Raw genomic sequence first — 19,030 nt, forward strand, 5'->3', positions numbered from 1 at the left:
ACCCTGTTGGGTAGTGATTTTAATAGAGGTAATAGGCTTTGAGCGATATGGCAAAGAATCTCATCTTGTGGCTGGTAATAGCCGTTGTGCTGATGAGCGTTTTTCAGAGCTTCAGTCCAAGCGAATCGTCGTCTTCAACCATGGCGTACAACGAGTTTGTAAGTCAGGTTAACAATGGCAACATTCGCAAGGCTGAATTTGGTGACGACGGACGCACGATTTCAGGGGTAACTCGAAACGGACAATCTTATAAAACGGTTGTTCCAACCCAGTACGATCCAAAAATACTGGACGATTTGTTGGCGAACGACGTTCAAACACAAGGTACTCCTCCTGAGGAGCAAAGTATTCTTGCGTCAATTTTCATTTCATGGTTCCCAATGCTGTTGCTTATTGGTGTATGGATATTCTTCATGCGTCAAATGCAAGGCGGTGGTGGCAAAGGCGCCATGTCGTTCGGTAAGAGTAAAGCCCGTTTAATGAGCGACGAGCAAATAAAAACAACGTTCAAGGACGTGGCAGGTTGCGACGAAGCCAAAGAAGAAGTAACCGAGTTGGTTGACTACTTAAAAGATCCATCGAAGTTTCAACGATTGGGCGGTAAAATCCCGAAAGGCGTGCTAATGGTTGGTCCTCCTGGTACCGGTAAAACCTTGCTGGCGAAGGCGATTTCAGGCGAAGCCAAAGTACCATTCTTTAGTATTTCGGGTTCTGACTTCGTTGAAATGTTTGTCGGTGTTGGCGCCTCGCGCGTTCGCGATATGTTCGAGCAAGCGAAAAAGTCAGCTCCATGCATCATCTTTATTGACGAGATAGATGCGGTAGGCCGTCAGCGTGGCGCAGGCCTCGGCGGTGGTCATGACGAGCGCGAGCAAACGCTGAACCAAATGCTGGTTGAAATGGACGGCTTTGAGGGCAACGAAGGTATTATTGTTATTGCCGCTACTAACCGTCCAGACGTACTTGACCCTGCATTACTCCGACCTGGACGTTTTGATCGTCAGGTTGTGGTGGGACTACCAGACGTTCGCGGTCGTGAGCAAATTCTGAAAGTACATATGCGCAAAGTACCTTTAGGTGATGATGTTAAACCAGAGCTAATCGCTCGTGGTACACCAGGCTTCTCAGGCGCAGATTTAGCGAATTTAGTGAACGAAGCTGCCTTGTTTGCTGCACGTGGTAATAAGCGTGTCGTTGCAATGGAAGAGTTCGATAAAGCAAAAGACAAAATCATGATGGGTGCGGAACGTCGCTCAATGGTCATGACCGATGATGAAAAAGCGATGACTGCTTATCACGAAGCGGGTCACGCGATTGTTGGTCGTTTAGTGCCGGAGCATGATCCTGTCTATAAAGTATCTATCATTCCACGCGGTCGTGCGTTGGGTGTGACTATGTACTTGCCGGAGCAAGACCGTGTCAGTCACAGCAAGCAACACTTGGAAAGCATGATTTCAAGCTTGTTTGGTGGACGCCTGGCTGAAGCCATTATTTATGGCGATGAAAAAGTCACAACCGGCGCTTCTAATGACATTGAAAGAGCAACCGAAATTGCTCGTAAAATGGTAACTCAGTGGGGCTTATCGGACAAAATGGGGCCACTGCTTTATGCTGAAGATGAAAACGAGGTGTTCCTTGGTCGTCAGGTGACACAGCATAAGCATATGTCTGATGACACAGCCCGAGCTATCGATGAAGAAGTGAAGTCTGTTATCGATAAAAACTATCAACGAGCTAAGCAAATTCTTGAAGAAAACGTCGATATTCTTCATGCGATGAAAGACGCGTTGGTAAAATATGAAACTATCGATGCAGACCAAATCGATGACTTAATGAATCGTCGTGAAGTTCGCCAACCTAAAGGCTGGACGGATAACAATAACGACGGTGACGGCACTAATGGTGGCGCTGCTAAGGCAGACGACACTGAAGAGCGTCCACAGAGGCCTATCAATGTTGATAAGCCTGGTGACGCGACGTCGTAAAAACAGCTAAGCTATAAAAAGCCACCGAAAGGTGGCTTTTTAGTAATGGGGAAGCAAATTGGGAGCTGCTATGCCTAAGAATCCGAAACCTCTGCAAGTGATGGGTATTCTTAATGTAACACCTGATTCATTTTCTGATGGTGGTCGCTATAACCAGCTAGACGAAGCGATAATTAGAGCCAGTCAGTTAATAGAGCATGGTGCTGATATTTTGGATATTGGCGGAGAGTCGACCCGGCCGGGTTCGGACGCAGTCAGTGAAGCTGAGGAGCTCGATCGAGTTATCCCTGTTATAGAAGCAATAAAGCAACGTTTTGACATACCGGTTTCCATTGACACGACGAAAGCGAAAGTCATGACTGAAAGTGTCAATGCCGGCGCTAGTTTAATTAACGATGTGAATGCACTGAGAGAGGAGGGCGCTGTTGAGGCCGCTGCTAAGGCTGGCGTTGAAGTTTGCCTTATGCATATGCAGGGGCAGCCTCGTACCATGCAAGAGCGTCCACACTATGACGATGTTGTCTGCGATGTTAAACGCTTTTTTCAAGAGAGAATCGATGTTTGCACGGAGGCAGGCATAGCACGTGAGAATATTTGGCTCGACCCTGGCTTTGGTTTTGGCAAAACACCTCGGCACAATTATCAACTACTACAACGACTGCAGGCATTTCATGAGTTGCAGCTGCCATTGCTCGTCGGTTTGTCACGGAAAAGTATGATTGGTCATGTGACTGGACGAGACGTCAGTGAACGATTAGCAGGAAGTTTAGCCGGTGCAACCATTGCAGCAATGAAAGGAGCACGTATAATTCGCGTTCACGATGTAAAGGAAACGGTTGATGCGATGAAGGTTGTCGCGGCAACATTAGAAGGAGAGCACATTTGAGCGAGCGTAAGTATTTCGGCACTGATGGTGTCCGTGGCCGAGTTGGAGACTACCCCATAACCCCTGATTTTGCGGTGAAGCTGGGTTGGGCCGCAGGTCGAGCCTTAGCAGCGAAAGGCGCAAGTCGGGTATTGGTAGGGAAAGATACTCGCGTGTCAGGCTATATGCTGGAATCAGCGCTTGAAGCGGGCTTGGCTGCTGCAGGTGTTGGCGTTGATTTTTTAGGGCCTATGCCAACCCCCGGAATTGCTTATTTAACAAGAACGTTCCGAGCGGCGGCAGGTATTGTAATTAGTGCTTCACATAACCCTTATTATGACAACGGTATCAAGTTCTTTGCCGACAATGGTCACAAACTGCCTGATGCTACGGAGCTTGAAATAGAACGTCTTATTGATGAGCCGATGGACTGTGTTATTTCGGAAGAGCTTGGTCGTGCTCGTAGAATTAATGATGCAGCAGGTCGTTATATTGAATTTTGTAAAAGCGTGTTCCCTAATGAGATGACCCTCGAAGGTCTGCGTATTGTTGTCGATTGTGCCCATGGCGCAACCTATCACATTGCACCTAATGTATTTCGGGAGTTAGGCGCAAAAGTGACAGAAATTGGCACAGAGCCAAACGGTTTAAATATTAATCATGAGTGTGGCGCAACACACCTCGATGCGCTGCAAAAAACCGTGATTAAAGAGAAAGCCGACTTAGGTATCGCGTTAGACGGTGATGGCGATCGCATTATGATGGTCACCGAAAATGGCCGTGCGATTGATGGCGATGAAATTCTTTACATGTTAGCAGTGACTGCGCAGCAGCAAGGGCAACTGCAAGGTGGTATTGTCGGCACCTTAATGACTAATTTCGCTCTTGAACGCGAACTGAACAAGCGCAATATACCTTTTGTGAGAGCAAAAGTGGGCGACCGTTACGTTATTGAAGAACTCGTTAACCGTGACTGGTATTTAGGCGGTGAAAACTCTGGGCATTTGATCAACCGTCAACACCACACAACAGGCGACGGTATTATCGCTGGTCTACAAGTGTTAGCGGCTATGTATCAGGAAGGAAAGTCATTAGAGCAGCTTAGTTGCGACTTTAAGAAAATGCCTCAGGTACTGGTCAATGTTCGTTTTGAGAAGGGTCAACAGCCACTTGAGTCGTCGGCAGTGAAAAGTGTCGTTAAAGAAGTTGAGTCGGCTCTCGGTGATAAAGGCCGAGTGCTGTTGCGTAAGTCAGGTACTGAACCGCTTATCCGAGTCATGGTAGAAGGTGAGGATGAGGGGAATGTGCGGGCTTATGTTCAACAAATCGCCAACGAAGTTGAAGCGGCTACAAATTAAACACTTAGCGGCTTTGCTAAAAATGTTGCTTGTATCTTTGAGCGGGTTTCGCTACTATTCCCGCGCTCTGAAGTAGAGGACAAATTATGCCAAATGCATCATTAGTGATTGCAAACTGGAAAATGAACGGAAATAAAGCGTTAGCCAAAGAAATGGTAACGTCTTTAAGAGATAACCAAGAGCAGTTTCGTGCTGTTGACGTTGTCGTTTGTCCTCCCTTTACTCTCATCTCTGATTTAACACGAGAGTGTTATTACGACGATATTGCTGTCGGTGCGCAAACTGTATCAGAGCATGAAAGCGGCGCTTACACTGGAGAGGTATCAACGTCTCAGTTGAAAGAAGCAGGCGTTAGCTATGTGTTAGTTGGTCACTCAGAACGACGTCAGTTGTTTGCTGAGAGCGATGAGCAAATTAACCAGAAAGTAAAAGCGACATTGAGCGCAAATTTAAAAGCGGTTCTTTGTGTTGGTGAAAACAAATCACAAAGAGACGCTGGCGAAACCTGGGATGTGGTATCGCAGCAAGTGAAAAACGCATTGCAGGGTATCGCACCTGAAAGTACAGGAAAGATTATCGTTGCTTATGAACCTGTTTGGGCAATAGGAACAGGTGAAACAGCAACACCGGAACAAGCTCAGGAAGTGCATGAGAAATTAAGAGCACTGGTTGTCGAGCTGTTCGGTGAAATTGGCAATAAATTGCCATTGTTATATGGCGGTTCAGTTAAGCCAGGTAACGCAAAAGAACTGTTTTCACAAAAAGACATTGATGGTGGCCTGATAGGTGGTGCAAGTTTAAAAACTGACGACTTCCTAAGCATCTGCCAGGCAGCACAAGGGTAATTTAATTATGTATGAATTTTTAATGATCGCATTTTTGGTCGTTGCCATTATTCTGATTGGATTTATCATGATTCAACAAGGTAAAGGCGCAGACATGGGCGCATCGTTTGGCGCCGGCGCATCAAACACGGTATTTGGTTCGTCAGGTTCAGGTAACTTTTTGAGCAGAACCACTGCTGTTTTGGCGGTTGTGTTCTTCGTCTTGAGCCTGGCTTTAGGTAACTTGTCGACTTCAACGGGTGAAGCTACAGACGATTTTTCTGACTTATCCGTTCCAGAACAAGAAGAACAGTTACCTCCGGCGGAAAATAACGAAGATGATTCTTCGGATGTACCGCCAATTAACTAAGTGATTTGCAGAAGTGGTGGAATTGGTAGACACGCTATCTTGAGGGGGTAGTGCTCTAACGGGCGTGCGGGTTCAAGTCCCGCCTTCTGCACCAATTAATTTCTCTCTGATTGTTGCTTCAGAGCTTGAAAATAAAAGAAAAAAACGTATAATGTGCAACAAGTTTCGGACGCGGGGTGGAGCAGTCTGGTAGCTCGTCGGGCTCATAACCCGAAGGTCGTAGGTTCAAATCCTGCCCCCGCAACCAAATTCAATGAAGCAGGACATAGTAATAGGCTTCGTTGAATAACTGACAAAGGGTCCAGTGTTTAAAAAGCCCCGCAGCAGCTCGGGGCTTTTTGCTATGTGACCTTAGCTATCTTAAGATAGCCAGAACACTGGGCGCTTGCGCCCTTTTTTTGTTTTTAGGAGGCAGTAATTGGCAAATTTGCAAGAACGGTTGACGGACATTATTCGCCCTGCAGTTGAAGCTCTGGATTATGAGTTATGGGGCGTTGAGTTTGTTCGTGCGGGTAAATTTTCAACATTACGCGTATACATTGACCACCCTGATGGTATCAGTGTGGATGATTGTGCGGATGTAAGTTATCAGGTTAGTTCCTTATTAGATGTCGAAGACCCGATAAACGCTGAATATAACCTGGAAGTTTCTTCACCGGGTATGGAAAGACCGTTTTTTAATACTGAGCAAATGGTGCCTTATATCAATGAAACTGTCGCTGTGAACTTAGTCGCAGCTCAGAAAAACAAAAGAAAATTTCAGGCATTATTGGAAGCAGTTGAAGACGACACACTGACTTTGACTGTCGATGACGATACGCTTCAGGTGAAAATGCGCGATATAAAAAGCATTCATCTGGTTCCAAGATTTGATTAGATTGCGTTGGCGAGGCAGCACTCATGAGTAAAGAAATACTGTTAGTCGCAGAAGCGGTTTCAAACGAAAAAGCCGTACCAAGAGAAAAGATTTTTGAAGCGTTAGAGTCAGCTCTGGCGCATGCGACTAAAAAGAAATACGAAGGTGACATTGACGTTCGCATAGACATCGATCGCCAAACGGGCGAATTTGATACATACCGCCGTTGGTTAGTAGTCGAAGACTCTGATGAAGGCTTGGAACACCCATATCGTGAAATTAGCCTGTCGGCGGCACAATACGAAGACCCGTCTTTGCAGCCTGGTGACTACGTTGAAGAGCAAATTGATTCAATTCGGTTTGATCGCATCACCACGCAAACGGCGAAGCAAGTTATTGTACAGAAGGTTCGTGAAGCGGAACGGGCACAAGTTGTTGACGAATATCGTGACCAAGTGGGCGAAATGGTGAGCGGTATTGTAAAGCGTGCTAATCGTGAGCACGTAATTTTAGATTTAGGCAACAACGCAGAAGCAATTATTTACCGTGATGAAATGCTGCCTCGCGAGTCAGTACGCCCAGGTGACCGTATTCGTGGTTTGCTTTATGACGTAAAACCAGAAGCGCGCGGCGCTCAATTATTTGTCAGTAGAACGCACCCAGATTTCCTGTTGGAGCTGTTCCGTATTGAAGTACCTGAAATTGGCGAAGAAATGATAGAGCTTCGTGGCGCTGCACGCGACCCGGGTTCACGTGCTAAAATAGCTGTTAAAAGTAATGATAAGCGTATAGACCCTGTCGGGGCTTGTGTCGGCATGCGAGGAGCGCGCGTTCAGGCGGTATCCGGTGAGCTTGGCGGCGAACGAGTTGATATCGTTCTTTGGGACGACAACCCTGCACAGTTTGTTATCAACGCAATGGCGCCGGCAGAAGTTGCCTCTATTGTTGTTGATGAAGATGCTCACACTATGGATATCGCTGTGGCGGATGACAACCTGGCACAAGCTATCGGTAAAGGCGGTCAAAACGTTCGTTTGGCGAGTCAGTTAACAGGCTGGACACTAAACGTAATGACTGAAGAAGAGTTTAATGAGAAGAATGAAGCAGAAACGCAACGCTTGTTAAACTTGTTTATCTCAAGCCTGGATATCGATGAAGATTTCGCAACAGTGCTGGTTGAAGAGGGCTTCTCATCATTAGAAGAGGTGGCTTACGTACCTGTTGCAGAATTCCTTGAAATTGAAGGTATGGATGAAGATATCGTTGAAGAACTTCGTAGCCGTGCACGCGCTTATTTAACGACGAAAGCATTGGCTAATGAAGAGTCTTTGGAGTCGGCGGAGCCTGATGAAACCTTGTTAAACTTGGAAGGAATGGATCGTCACCTTGCTTATGTACTAGCGAGTAAGGGGGTGACTACTCTGGAAGAATTAGCAGAGCAGGGCATTGATGACTTAGCCGATATTGAAGAACTTGATGAACAGCAGGCTGGCGATTTAATTATGAAAGCCCGCAATATTTGCTGGTTCAGTGAAGAACAGTAAAACGATCAGCGGAGGTACAACAGACTATGGAAGAAGTAACGCTCGAAAAGCTGGCCAAAGATGTCGGTACAACAGTTGATCGTCTGGTTCAGCAGTTCGCTGAAGCGGGCATGAACAAGAAAGCTGGCGACTTAGTTAATGAAGAAGAAAAACAAAAGTTGCTGGCTCACTTAAATCGTCAACATGGCGGTGGCGGCAGCTCTGAACCCAGCAAAATGACATTAAAACGTAAAACGAAAAGCACCTTGAGTGTAGGTGGTGGACGAGACTCGAAGTCAGTTCAAGTCGAAGTTCGTAAAAAACGTACTTACGTTAAACGTTCTGCGGCAGAAGAAGCTGAACGCGAAGAACAAGAACGTTTGGCTAAAGAGAAAGAAGCGGAAGAAGCAAAGCGCCGAGAAGAAGAGCAGAAGCGCGAAGAGGAACAGCGTAAGGAAGCGAAGGCAAAAGCTGAGCGCGAAAAAGCCGAAAAAGAAAAGGCTGAAAAGGAAAAAGCTCGTAAAGAGAAAGAAAAAGCACGGCAGAAAGCGGAAGCTGAAAAGCGTGCAGCGATGACGCCTGAAGAGCGTGAAGCAGCTGATAAAGCGAAAGAGGAAGCTGAAAAGCTTCGACGCCAGCAGGAAGAAGAAGCGCGTAAAAAAGCCGAAAAAGAAGCTGAAAAGCAGGCGGAAGAAGCGCGTAAGCTGGCAGAAGAGAATGCGAAACGCTGGGAAGAAGAAGAGAAAAAGCGTAAACAGCAGGAAGAAGAGGACGTTCACTTTACGACATCGTCTACTGCTCAAGAAGCAGAAGACGCGCAAGACTTTGATGAAGAACGTAAAAGTCGTCGTCGTAATAAGAAACGTCGTCGTAAAGATGAAGAAAATGAAGACGCACCGCGTCGCGAAAAGCGTCGTAAGGGCGCTCGAAGAGGAGCTTCTTTGCAGCAAGGCTTTAATAAACCCGCTCAACCTGTTGAGCGAGAAGTGAAAATTGGTGAGACCATCACAGTCGGTGAACTTGCAAACCGTATGGCGGTAAAAGCAGGTGACCTCATTAAGACCATGATGAAAATGGGCGAAATGGTCACTATTAACCAGATTCTGGACCAGGATACAGCCGCTCTGGTTGTTGAAGAGCTTGGTCATAAACCAGCGTTGGTTAAAGACAATGCGCTCGAAGAAGAAGTGCTGTCTGATCGCCACGAAGGTGGTGAAGAAGCGCCGCGCGCACCGGTTGTCACGGTGATGGGTCACGTTGACCACGGTAAAACGTCACTGCTGGATTACATTCGTAAAGCGAAAGTGGCTTCTGGCGAAGCCGGTGGCATTACACAGCACATTGGTGCGTATCACGTAGAAACTGATCAAGGCATGGTGACTTTCCTGGATACTCCAGGACACGCAGCCTTTACATCGATGCGAGCACGTGGTGCCGGCGCAACTGACGTGGTTATTCTCGTTGTCGCAGCCGATGATGGTGTCATGCCGCAAACGAAAGAAGCTGTGCAGCACGCGAAAGCGGCGGGTGTACCACTTATCGTTGCTATCAACAAAATGGATAAAGAAGAAGCTGATCCAGACCGTGTTAAGAACGAGTTGTCACAGTTGGACGTTATTCCTGAAGACTGGGGTGGCGACACTATGTTTATTCCAGTGTCCGCGCACAGCGGACTAGGAATTGACGAACTGTTAGAAGGCGTGTTGTTGCAGTCTGAAGTCCTTGACCTTAAAGCTGAAAAAACCGGCATGGCGTCAGGTATCGTGGTTGAATCACGTCTTGACCGTGGTCGTGGACCAGTAGCAACCATTCTTGTTCAGCGTGGTTTGCTGAAACAGGGGGATGTGGTTCTTTGTGGTCTTGAGTACGGCAAAATTCGCGCGATGCGTGACGAAAATGGTCAAGAAATTAAAGAAGCTGGCCCATCAATTCCAGTGGAAATACTGGGTCTGTCTGGTGTCCCTCAAGCAGGTGATGAAGCGACTGTTGTAAAAGACGAGCGTAAGGCCCGTGAAGTGGCAAACTACCGTCAAGGTAAATACCGTGAAGTGAAGCTGGCTAAGCAGCAAAAAGCGAAGCTGGAAAACATGTTTGCGAACATGGAGGAAGGCGATGTTTCAGAATTGAATATTGTTCTTAAGTCAGACGTTCAAGGTTCACTCGAAGCAATTTCTGATGCATTGACCAAGCTGTCTACCGATGAAGTGAAAGTGAATATTATTGGTAGCGGTGTCGGTGGTATCACCGAAACTGATATTTCTCTGGCAAGCGCTTCTAACGCTATCGTCGTTGGTTTCAACGTTCGTGCGGAAGCAGCGGCCAGAAAACTGGTAGAGCAGGAAAACGTCGATCTCCGTTATTACAGTGTTATTTATGACTTGATTGACGAAGTAAAGGCGGCGATGAGCGGTATGCTTCAGCCTGAGTTCAAGCAGGAAATCATTGGTCTTGCTGAAGTTCGTGATGTCTTTAAGTCGCCTAAGCTTGGTGCTATTGCCGGCTGTATGGTCACTGAAGGTATTGTGAAGCGCTCCGCACCAATTCGTGTCTTGCGTGACAACGTCGTTATTTATGAAGGTGAGCTTGAATCACTGCGTCGCTTTAAAGATGACGTTCAGGAAGTTCGTAACGGTATGGAATGTGGTATCGGTGTTAAGAACTACAATGACGTTAAAGAAGGCGACCAAATCGAAGTCTTCGAAACGGTTCAAGTTGAACGTAAGTTGTAAGGAAAGGTATGCCACAAGACTTTAGCCGCACCGAAAGGGTGCGGCATCAGTTACAACGTGAGATCGCACTCATCATACAGCGCGAGGTGAAAGACCCTCGCGTGAGCATGGTGACGGTTTCCGATGTAGAAGTATCAAGAGATTTAGCGTACGCCAAAGTATTCGTTACCTTTTTCAATGATGACGAAGCAGAAACGAAAACAGCACTGAAAATTTTAAATCAAGCGGCTGGTTTCATTCGTTCACTTTTAGGTAAGCGGATTAAAGCGCGCATTGTGCCAGAGCTGAAATTTCATCACGACACCTCGTTAAATGAAGGTATTCGTATGAGTAAGCTGGTGGCGGAAGCACGCGCACGTGACAACAAAAATAAGACCGATTCAGAGGACTAAGCAATGGGCAAAGCTCGTCCCCGTAAAGGGCGTCCTGTCTGTGGCGTAGTCTTTCTGGATAAACCGAAGGGCATGAGTTCCAATCATGCCCTTCAACGTGTTAAGCGCCTCTACAATGCTCAGAAGGCCGGCCATACCGGCGCTCTGGATCCTTTAGCAACCGGCTTATTGCCCGTGTGTTTAGGGGAAGCCACTAAATTTTCTCAATACCTGCTTGATGCGGATAAAAGCTATCGGGTTGAAGCCACTTTGGGTGTGCGTACAACGACAAGTGACGCAGAGGGCGAGGTAGTAGAGCGTAAGGCGGTGAATATTACCGAAGACGATATTCGGAGAAAGCTGTCCGAGTTTATTGGGCAGCAACAACAAACTCCGTCTATCTATTCTGCACTTAAGCACGAAGGTCGACCATTGTATTATTACGCTCGCCGCGGTATTGACGTCCCACAAAAAGTGCGTGAGATAACCATCCACTCCATTGAGTTTATTCAGTTAGTTGGTGAGGTTCTTGAGTTACAGGTCAGCTGCAGCAAAGGCACTTATATACGCACATTAATCGATGACCTGGGTCAAGCATTAGGGTGCGGAGCGCATGTTTCGTTACTACATAGAAATGGTGTGGCGGATTTAAACGCGGACAATATGTTGGCTATAGAGCAGCTGGAGCAATTGGCTGAAGCGGGCGATCTGGACGCACAGCTCCATTCGGTTGATTGTCTACTACATGCCTTACCAGAGCAAAAAGTAACTCGTTCTGAAGCACGAGATTTACTTCATGGGCAGCCGGTAGATAATTGCTTAGATCGTGAGGTGGCCGTTGGCGATCAATGCCGTATGTGGTGTGATCGCCTTGACGGTGGAAAGGAGTTTATTGGTGTCGGAGCACTGAGGGATGATAATCGCTTTTGGCCCAAAAGGGTCTTGGCGCTTGAATTCTGTGAGTTCTCTCTCGATGATTTGAAATAATCATTGATTTTGGGCGTTAGCTCTATATAATACGCGCTTCTCCCGCCCCTGAATTAGTGATCGGAGGCGGATATTTCACACAATTAGGAGTTATTATGTCACTAACTGTTGAACAGAAAGCTGAAATCGTAAAAGAGTTTGGTCAAGGCGAGAACGACACAGGTTCTCCAGAAGTACAAATCGCTTTGTTGACAAAAAACCTGGCAGAGCTTCAAGACCACTTTAAATCGCACAAAAAAGACCACCACTCACGTCGTGGCTTGTTACGCATGGTTAGCCGTCGCCGTAAATTGCTTGACTACCTTAAGCGTAAAGACGAAAAGCGTTATTTATCAGTTGTTGAGCGTTTAGGAATCCGTCGCTAAGACGCTGAGCAAAGCAAAAATTTCTGTAAGAAAGGGCTGAATTGAAAAATTCAGCCCTTTTTTTGTGTTCTTTTTAGTCTTATGGGTCTTAATTTTGTCACAATTCCCTTATACTATGCGGCGAGACAAATAAAGAGAGAAGACGAACATCAATCCGGATGTTCTATATTTATTAGGTAAAGGAAAGACAACGTGAATCCAATTACGAAACAATTTCAGTACGGTCAGCATACAGTCACTTTAGAAACTGGCGTTATTGCACGTCAGGCCACTGGCTCCGTATTGGTCAGTATGGATGACACAACAGTTCTGGTAACTGTTGTTGCAAAAAAAGACGTCCGTGAAGGGCAAAACTTTTTCCCGCTGACAGTTAACTATCAAGAAAAAACATACGCAGCAGGTAAAATTCCGGGTGGCTTCTTCAAACGCGAAGGTCGTCCAAGTGAAAACGAGACGCTGACATCGCGTCTAATCGACCGTCCAATCCGTCCTTTATTCCCTGAAGGCTTCATGAACGAAGTTCAGGTGGTTGCTACGGTAGTGTCAGTTAATCCACAAATTAACCCTGACATTGTTGCACTAATAGGCGCATCAGCTGCGCTGTCAATTTCAGGTGTACCATTTGCAGGCCCAATCGGTGCTGCGCGTGTTGGTGTGGTAAACGACGAATATGTATTGAACCCAACCATGGATGAGCTAGAGCAGTCTAAACTGGATCTTGTGGTTGCAGGTACAGAAAACGCAGTATTAATGGTTGAGTCTGAAGCCGAGCTGCTTTCAGAAGACCAAATGCTGGGCGCTGTCATGTATGGTCATGAAGCTATGCAGGACGTTATCAAAGCCATTGAAGAATTTACTGCAGAAGCAGGTAAAGAAAAGTGGGACTGGAAAGCACCAGAGAAAAACGAAACTCTGCAACAGAAAGTTCGTGAGTTGGCAGAGCAAGGTATTGGTGAAGCTTACCGCATTACTGACAAAGCCGAACGTAAAGGCAAGCTTGATGAAGTTAAACAGCAGATGGCTGAAAAGCTAATTGCAGAAGATGAAAATGCTGACTTAGAAGAAGCTGGCGAGATTTTCCACGATCTTGAAAGCGAAATTGTTCGCAGCCGTATCATTGCTGGTGAAAAGCGGATCGATGGTCGCGACCCGGATATGGTTCGTGCTATTAGCGCAGCGACCGGTGTTTTACCGCGAACTCACGGCTCTTCATTGTTTACTCGTGGTGAAACTCAGGCTTTGGTTACCGCAACATTAGGTACAGACCGTGACGCTCAAATGATTGACGAGCTAACTGGCACAAATACCAGCCGCTTCATGCTTCATTATAACTTCCCTCCATACTGTGTTGGCGAAACTGGCATGATGGGCTCACCTAAGCGTCGTGAAATTGGTCATGGCCGATTAGCTAAACGCGGTATTCAGGCAGTTATGCCAAGCCACGATGAATTCCCTTACACCATTCGTGTGGTGTCAGAAATTACTGAATCTAATGGTTCAAGTTCAATGGCGTCAGTTTGTGGTTCGTCATTGGCACTTATGGATGCGGGTGTTCCTATTAAATCGTCTGTAGCGGGTATCGCTATGGGTCTGGTAAAAGAAGGCGACAAGCATGTCGTGCTTTCAGATATCCTGGGCGACGAAGATCACTTAGGTGATATGGACTTTAAAGTAGCAGGTAACAACGACGGCATTACTGCGCTGCAAATGGACATCAAAATCGACGGTATCACTCGCGATATCATGGAAAGTGCACTGGCACAGGCTAAGTCAGCTCGTTTACACATCCTGAAAGTGATGGACGAGGCTATTGGTGGTCACCGCCAAGAACTATCTGCTTATGCGCCACGCTTTACCACCATCAAAATTGATCAGGACAAGATCAAAGATGTCATCGGTAAAGGCGGTGCGGTTATCCGTGAACTAACTGAGTCGACTAATACCAACATCGAAATTGGTGATGACGGCACTATTAAAGTAGCTGCTAGTGACCAGGCTGATGCCGACGCCGCTATTGAGAAAATCAAGCAGCTGACGGCTAATGTTGAAGTTGGTAAAATTTACCAAGGTAAAGTAGCGCGCATCGTAGATTTCGGTGCTTTCGTTACTGTGTTGCCGGGTAAAGATGGTCTTGTTCATATTTCTCAAATCGCTGAAGAGCGGGTTAATGACGTTAACGAATACTTGAAAGTTGGCGACGTAGTGCCGGTTAAAGTATTGGAAATTGACCGTCAGGGCCGTGTTCGTTTAAGTATGAAGGAAGCGGTTGAGAAAAAAGAAGAGGCTAACGACACAGCAAGTGACGAAAGCAAAGCTTCTGAAGAGAACTCAACAGAAGAGTAATCTTCGATATACGCGAAAGCCCCGCAATTTTAGCGGGGCTTTTTTTTGCCTGAAAGGCGCTGAATGTGCTGTAATGTAGGTTATCGTTAAATTAAAGGTACTATTATGCAGTTGGTTCGTTCCCACGCCATTCTTGGTTTTGCTATTGCTTCGATGTTTTTGTCTGGCTGTGCCTCGTTAACGGGACAACAACCTTCGGCAATAAGCCAAATAGTCCTTGCAGAGCCCGAGCGCGCTGAGTTTCGTTATGAAATTGAGCTGGCACGGCTTGACCAAATCCTCACGGAAGACTTAAGCACCGAGCAACGCGCCGAGCTTTATTATCGCAGGGGAGCGTTATATGACGCTGTAGGCCTTAGCACATTAGCGAGAATGGATTTCACCCGAGCCCTTGAATACAACCCACGGCTTGCTGACGCATACAATTTTCTTGGTATCCAATATACTCAGTTGCAAGAGTTTGATTACGCCTATGAAGCCTTTGACTCAGCGATAGAGCTTGAACCTAAGCACAACTATGCGTATTTGAATCGAGGTATCGCGGAATATTATGACTCGCGCTTTGAACTTTCTAAAGAAGACCTGGAATATCACTTAGAGCGTGAGCCTTCTGATCCCTATCGAGTTATTTGGTTATATCTCACCAGCGTTGATATCAACAATGAACAAGCGAAAAAAGCACTCAGTGAAAACGTTCGTGAGCTGGACAAGTCGGAGTGGGGATATCAGGTAGTACAGCTGTTTCTTGGCAACCTGGACGTGGATGAGTTTAGAAAACGCATGACTCAGCAACTGGCTGAAGACGAACAATTAACGGAACGGCTATGTGAAGCTTATTTCTACTTGGGTAAGTATATGCAGCTGAACAATAAGCCGCTGGATGCCATGAACTACTTTAAGCTGGCTCTTTCAACAAACGTATATGAATTTGTTGAGCACCGCTATGCGTCAGTAGAGCTAGACAGAGTTCGGCAGTCGCTTATTAATCGATGATGAAAAAATCGCTTATTGCTCTTACTGTATTGGTATTTGGCAGTATTGGTCATCAGCACCTGACTAGCAATCAAGAGCGTTTTCTTCATGCTGAAAGTGGCGATATTCATGCTCAATTTGAGCTTGCTCATTCATACTGGCAGCAAGGTCAGAAAACCTCAGCCTATTATTGGTGGGAGAGAGCTGCGAATAGCGGCAGTGTTAAATCAATTAACCGCTTAATGACGCATTTCCCACAAAGTTCTGATAAATGGCTGACTCTGGCCGCAAATGCCGGAATCTCCTCAGCAATAGATGCAGTTGCCAAACGGCAGCTTGTCAGTTCAAGCTTTTCTTTAGAGCGCTGGGTGGCACGTTGGCAACATGAGCAGACGGCTTGGCTTGAGAAACAATTCGACTCATTGAACTCCTTTGAAAATAACCCCCAGTGCAAAACGACTCTGGCTGTTATTGGTCACAATCATTCGCAAAAGTCTGGCTATCTCAAAGTGTTGAGCGCATTGGAGGAAAGTGCTTTCGAAGTAAATTGGTGTTCTCAATGGGTTGTCGACTCAGAGCTCGAGTGCACTTTACAAGGGGAAAGGGAACGGGCGAGTTGTAGCGCAACCGAATCGGCTGACTATGAAATTATTTTCGCTGAATCGGGTATTGCCAGTGCTTCTGACCGACAAATTGTTTTAACCAAACATAGCTCCAGAGCCGTTATTCTTCATGAAGTTGCTCACTGGTTAGGGTTGGCAGACGAGTATCCTATGTCCGAAGTTTTGGCGGAAAGCTTTTGTCAGGGGTTGTACCTGCATAAAAGCTTAAATATTGTAGTTACCGACGCCAGTAATAATAAGCTCTATGAACCTGATATAAAGGCTCTTTACGAGCGTCTTCCATGGAAGAACAGTTTGGACTCATGGCGAGATATAGCGCAGTATAATGGTAGTTATTGGGTGTTAGGCTCGGATGACAAGCAGCACGACATTGGCTTATTTAAAGCCGATACCTGTAATGCTGAAGCGCGGTTTCAGGCGTGGAAGCCCGTGAAGGAAACTACCGCTATGGAGCAGCATGCAACCGAATACTGGCCTGCAATTTACTTGCAGCTAATAGAGTCTCAAAGCGAAACGGCTAATTGAGCCAAGATAATAACTGGACAAAATGTTGCCATAAACCAAAGCAAAGAGCGCAGTTTGTCATAGTTCGCTAAGTAAGTAATGTGGTAGAGCACTCGTAACACAATAAAGGCAATGGCAAGGAACTCAATGCGCTCAGTAACTGTGTTTGTCGCTATTGCTGCGAGCAATGCTACTGCGTATAACGGGAATGCTTCATAAGCGTTATAGTGTCCTGCAACGGCGCGTGCTCCGCGACCAATGAGGCGTTGCTGCTGGGCTCTTGGGTGTTTATTATCGTAACCGTTATCGCGGTTTTGGAAATAAACAACAGGGGCTTTGGCTAGAATTGGTAGCAGCCCGGCAATGAGTAAACACCATAAAAGTAAGCTCACAAAGCACTCCTGTTGTTTTTAGTCAATTAACGTACTGTTTCACCTGCAGCCTGCAAGTCTGCATGATAAGAAGAACGTACTAATGGACCACTGGCAATGTGTGAAAAGCCCATTTCTACACCGGCTACTCGTAGCTCTTCAAACTCATCCGGGTGGACGTAGCGAGCGACTGGCAAGTGATGACGACTTGGCTGAAGGTACTGACCAATAGTCAGCATATCAACATCATGCGCTCTCAAGTCACGCATAACCTCTAGTATTTCTTCTTTGGTTTCACCTAAACCAACCATCAAGCCTGACTTAGTTCGGATATCAGGGCGTGCTTCTTTGTATTTTTTAAGCAAGTCCAGCGACCACTGATAGTTGGCACCAGGGCGTGCTGCTTTGTATAGGCGTGGCACGGTTTCCAGGTTATGGTTGAAAACATCGGGCGCTTCTTCTTTAAGAATATCCAAAGCCACCTGCATACGGCCACGGAAGTCTGGCACTAACACCTCAACCTGAATATCGCCGTTACAATGGTGGCGAATTTCACGAATACAGTCAGCAAAGTGCTGAGCACCGCCATCTCGTAGGTCGTCGCGGTCGACTGAAGTAATAACTACGTACTTCACTTTCATGTCGCGAATGGTTTTGCCTAGCTTTTCAGGCTCTTCAGCGTCAGGAGGTAAAGGACGACCATGAGCAACGTCACAGAAAGGGCAGCGGCGAGTACATATATCACCGAGAATCATGAAACTTGCAGTCCCATGATTAAAGCATTCTGGTAAGTTAGGACAGGAAGCTTCCTCACAAACAGAATGTAAACCATGACTGCGCATAGCTTGTTTTATTTCATCAATTCGCTCGGTGGAAGAGGGAAGTTTCACTTTCAACCATGACGGTTTACGCAACATTTCATCGCGCTCGGTTGGAATAACCTGCACGGGAATAAGTGCCATTTTGTCGGCGTCGCGCATTTTGACGCCAGGTTCAACTCTAACTGGCTTTGACATAATCTTGAGCGAGTCCTGTTTGTTGAAGAATGTTGCTGTACGACAGCGCATCAGTAAAGTGTTTGATGACAGCATTAGCTGCTTCATCAAAGGTTTGCGGGCCATTCATATCTTTAGTTTGAACCATTTTAATGCCGGTCAAACCGCAAGGGTTAATTCGGGCAAACGGCTCCATATCCATATTGACATTCAGTGCAAGCCCATGGAATGAACAGCCTTTGCGAATACGTAACCCTAAAGAACACACCTTGTCTCCGTTAATATAGACTCCGGGAGCGTCGCGCCTGGCCGCAGCTTGAACTTGGTAGTCAGCGAGCATATCAACAATGGTTTGTTCTATGCGGTTGACCAGCTGTCTTACACCGAACTTTAAGCGTCGAATATCTAATAGGAAATATATAACTACTTGACCCGGACCGTGATAAGTCACTTGTCCGCCACGATCAACCTGTATAACAGGAATATCACCCGGAGCGAGGAGGTGTTCTTCTTTGCCTGCTTGCCCTTGCGTAAAGACAGGATCGTGTTCCACTACCCAAAGTTCATCAGCGGTAGTTTCATCACGCCTATCGGTAAACGCCTGCATAGCATGCCATACGGGCTCGTATGGCTGCCTGCCAAGGTTACGTATAATCAGAGTATCGTTCATGCCGCGATTATAACGTTTGTAAAGCTTAACGGCTAGTCGTTACATCAAAGTACGTAACGAACGTCCTCAATATCGGAAAGCGAGCGGTACAAGACTTCAATGTGTTCCTGGCTTTCAACGCGAACGGAAACTGAAACAGAATGATAATTGCCTTTGCTGCTCGGTTTTACAGATGGGCTGTAATCTCCTGGCGCATGCTCCTGGAGTACGGCTACAACTTGATCTGGCAAACTCTCAGTAGCGACGCCCATCACCTTAAACGTGAAGTGCGTCGGAAAGTCTACCAGTTTATCAAAGCGCGTTTTTTGCATGACCTAAA

The 19,030-nt window shown here is 46.4% G+C and carries 18 protein-coding genes and 2 tRNA genes; 16 read left to right on the top strand and 4 right to left on the bottom strand.

The genetic code is table 11. The annotated features are described in order from the left end of the window. Positions 1-38 precede the first annotated feature (38 nt). From ftsH to CWI73_RS00240, 16 genes are all read left to right on the top strand, one after another. Positions 39-1,985 carry an ATP-dependent zinc metalloprotease FtsH gene (ftsH, locus tag CWI73_RS00165; protein WP_058579416.1) on the top strand — a complete coding sequence of 649 codons (1,947 nt, stop codon included), beginning with the start codon at positions 39-41 and terminating at the stop codon, positions 1,983-1,985. A 70-nt stretch (positions 1,986-2,055) separates the two neighbouring features. Next, entirely contained in the window at positions 2,056-2,871 is an 816-nt protein-coding gene (gene folP / locus CWI73_RS00170) for a dihydropteroate synthase (RefSeq protein ID WP_126751007.1), read from the top strand. Continuing rightward, positions 2,868-4,208: a phosphoglucosamine mutase gene (gene glmM / locus CWI73_RS00175; RefSeq protein ID WP_126751008.1), complete on the top strand. Its 1,341-nt coding sequence runs from the start codon at positions 2,868-2,870 to the stop codon at positions 4,206-4,208. Before folP ends, glmM begins: the two co-directional genes overlap by 4 nt. Positions 4,209-4,294: 86 nt before the next feature. After that, positions 4,295-5,053: a triose-phosphate isomerase gene (gene tpiA, locus CWI73_RS00180; protein WP_058579414.1), complete on the top strand. Its 759-nt coding sequence runs from the start codon at positions 4,295-4,297 to the stop codon at positions 5,051-5,053. 7 nt (positions 5,054-5,060) lie between these two features. Further along, complete coding sequence (secG, locus tag CWI73_RS00185; RefSeq protein ID WP_126751009.1) at positions 5,061-5,402, top strand: preprotein translocase subunit SecG; 342 nt, start codon at positions 5,061-5,063, stop codon at positions 5,400-5,402. A gap of 7 nt (positions 5,403-5,409) precedes the next feature. Continuing rightward, a tRNA-Leu gene (locus CWI73_RS00190) sits at positions 5,410-5,496 on the top strand. 76 nt (positions 5,497-5,572) lie between these two features. After that, positions 5,573-5,649: transfer RNA gene (locus CWI73_RS00195), tRNA-Met, on the top strand. Between the two features lie 171 nt (positions 5,650-5,820). Further along, positions 5,821-6,279 (top strand): ribosome maturation factor RimP, encoded by a 459-nt coding sequence (gene rimP / locus CWI73_RS00200; protein ID WP_126751010.1) that lies wholly within the window; start codon positions 5,821-5,823, stop codon positions 6,277-6,279. Between the two features lie 23 nt (positions 6,280-6,302). Then, positions 6,303-7,802 carry a transcription termination factor NusA gene (gene nusA / locus CWI73_RS00205; RefSeq protein WP_126751011.1) on the top strand — a complete coding sequence of 500 codons (1,500 nt, stop codon included), beginning with the start codon at positions 6,303-6,305 and terminating at the stop codon, positions 7,800-7,802. Positions 7,803-7,828: 26 nt separating this feature from the next. Beyond that, positions 7,829-10,510, top strand: coding sequence for a translation initiation factor IF-2 (gene infB / locus CWI73_RS00210; protein ID WP_126751012.1), 2,682 nt, complete (start codon positions 7,829-7,831; stop codon positions 10,508-10,510). 8 nt (positions 10,511-10,518) lie between these two features. Further along, positions 10,519-10,902, top strand: a complete 384-nt coding sequence (rbfA, locus tag CWI73_RS00215; RefSeq protein WP_126751013.1) for a 30S ribosome-binding factor RbfA — start codon at positions 10,519-10,521, stop codon at positions 10,900-10,902. 3 nt (positions 10,903-10,905) lie between these two features. Next, positions 10,906-11,868: a tRNA pseudouridine(55) synthase TruB gene (gene truB / locus CWI73_RS00220; RefSeq protein WP_126751014.1), complete on the top strand. Its 963-nt coding sequence runs from the start codon at positions 10,906-10,908 to the stop codon at positions 11,866-11,868. A 95-nt stretch (positions 11,869-11,963) separates the two neighbouring features. Beyond that, on the top strand, positions 11,964-12,233 hold the full coding sequence (rpsO, locus tag CWI73_RS00225; protein WP_053952810.1) for a 30S ribosomal protein S15: 270 nt from the start codon (positions 11,964-11,966) through the stop codon (positions 12,231-12,233). A gap of 192 nt (positions 12,234-12,425) precedes the next feature. After that, a complete protein-coding gene (gene pnp / locus CWI73_RS00230) occupies positions 12,426-14,576 on the top strand; it encodes a polyribonucleotide nucleotidyltransferase (RefSeq protein WP_126751015.1) in 2,151 nt (716 codons plus the stop codon). Positions 14,577-14,681: 105 nt separating this feature from the next. Continuing rightward, complete coding sequence (gene nlpI, locus CWI73_RS00235) at positions 14,682-15,569, top strand: lipoprotein NlpI (RefSeq protein WP_126751016.1); 888 nt, start codon at positions 14,682-14,684, stop codon at positions 15,567-15,569. Next, on the top strand, positions 15,566-16,696 hold the full coding sequence (locus CWI73_RS00240; protein WP_126751017.1) for an SEL1-like repeat protein: 1,131 nt from the start codon (positions 15,566-15,568) through the stop codon (positions 16,694-16,696). The genes nlpI and CWI73_RS00240 overlap by 4 nt, the downstream gene beginning before the upstream one ends. Here the strand turns inward: CWI73_RS00240 and CWI73_RS00245 are convergent. From CWI73_RS00245 to ybeD, 4 genes are read right to left on the bottom strand one after another with little or no spacing between them, the layout of a single operon-like run. Next, positions 16,675-17,067 (bottom strand): MAPEG family protein, encoded by a 393-nt coding sequence (locus CWI73_RS00245; protein ID WP_053952806.1) that lies wholly within the window; start codon positions 17,065-17,067, stop codon positions 16,675-16,677. The genes CWI73_RS00240 and CWI73_RS00245 overlap by 22 nt on opposite strands. Before the next feature lie 26 nt (positions 17,068-17,093). Continuing rightward, a complete protein-coding gene (gene lipA, locus CWI73_RS00250; RefSeq protein ID WP_053952805.1) occupies positions 17,094-18,062 on the bottom strand; it encodes a lipoyl synthase in 969 nt (322 codons plus the stop codon). Next, positions 18,046-18,711 (bottom strand): lipoyl(octanoyl) transferase LipB, encoded by a 666-nt coding sequence (gene lipB / locus CWI73_RS00255; protein WP_126751018.1) that lies wholly within the window; start codon positions 18,709-18,711, stop codon positions 18,046-18,048. The genes lipA and lipB overlap by 17 nt, the downstream gene beginning before the upstream one ends. A 44-nt stretch (positions 18,712-18,755) precedes the next feature. Continuing rightward, positions 18,756-19,022, bottom strand: coding sequence for a DUF493 family protein YbeD (gene ybeD, locus CWI73_RS00260; RefSeq protein ID WP_126751019.1), 267 nt, complete (start codon positions 19,020-19,022; stop codon positions 18,756-18,758). Positions 19,023-19,030 lie beyond the last annotated feature (8 nt).

Origin of the sequence: Idiomarina piscisalsi, from assembly GCF_003987095.1 — a bacterium.
Lineage (GTDB): Bacteria > Pseudomonadota > Gammaproteobacteria > Enterobacterales > Alteromonadaceae > Idiomarina > Idiomarina piscisalsi.